General features: G+C 66.0%; 1 pseudogene. It reads right to left on the bottom strand.

From position 1 onward, the window contains the following. Positions 1-87: 87 nt before the first annotated feature. A pseudogene (locus tag EN893_RS36910) lies at positions 88-611 on the bottom strand (UDP-N-acetylglucosamine 1-carboxyvinyltransferase); the annotation flags it as partial.

The raw sequence follows: 611 nt of genomic DNA, 5'->3' as shown, positions 1-611 counted from the left end.
CTCCCCATATAGTGACGGGGAGAAGGACGCTGCCGCGAAGGATCTCGCCAATCTCCTGCGTTGCTGGAGAGGAGCCGAGGTCGCGGGCTACGCCGAAATCCGTTCGATCACCGCGCCGCAGTTGGACAGCTTTTCTTCCAGCCGCTCGAAGCCGCGGTCGAGATGGTAGACGCGGTTGACCGTGGTCTCGCCTTCCGCCGCCAGGCCGGCGATGACCAGCGACACCGAGGCGCGAAGATCGGTTGCCATGACCGGCGCGCCCTTCAGTTTCGGCACGCCGTCGACGATCGCCGTCTGGCCCGAAAGCGTGATATGAGCGCCGAGCCGCGCCAGTTCCTGCACATGCATGAAGCGGTTCTCGAAGATCGTCTCGGTGATCCGCGACTTGCCCTTGGCCATCGTCATCAGGCCCATGAACTGCGCCTGCAAATCGGTCGGGAAGGCCGGAAACGGCGCTGTCGTCACGTCGACCGGCGAAATGCCGGCGCCGTTGCGCCTCACACGAATGCCGGAATTGGTCGGGGTGATCTCCGCACCCGTCTGGGCGATCACGTCCAGTGCCGTCTGCAGCAGGTCCGGCCGCGCGCCTTCGAGCACGCCGTCGCCGCCGG

This window comes from Mesorhizobium sp. M7A.F.Ca.CA.004.04.2.1 (genome assembly GCF_004022825.1).
Taxonomy (GTDB): Bacteria; Pseudomonadota; Alphaproteobacteria; order Rhizobiales; family Rhizobiaceae; genus Mesorhizobium.
The sequence above is the reverse complement of the archived record's forward strand: the minus strand, read 5'-3'. Positions and strand labels throughout refer to the sequence as shown.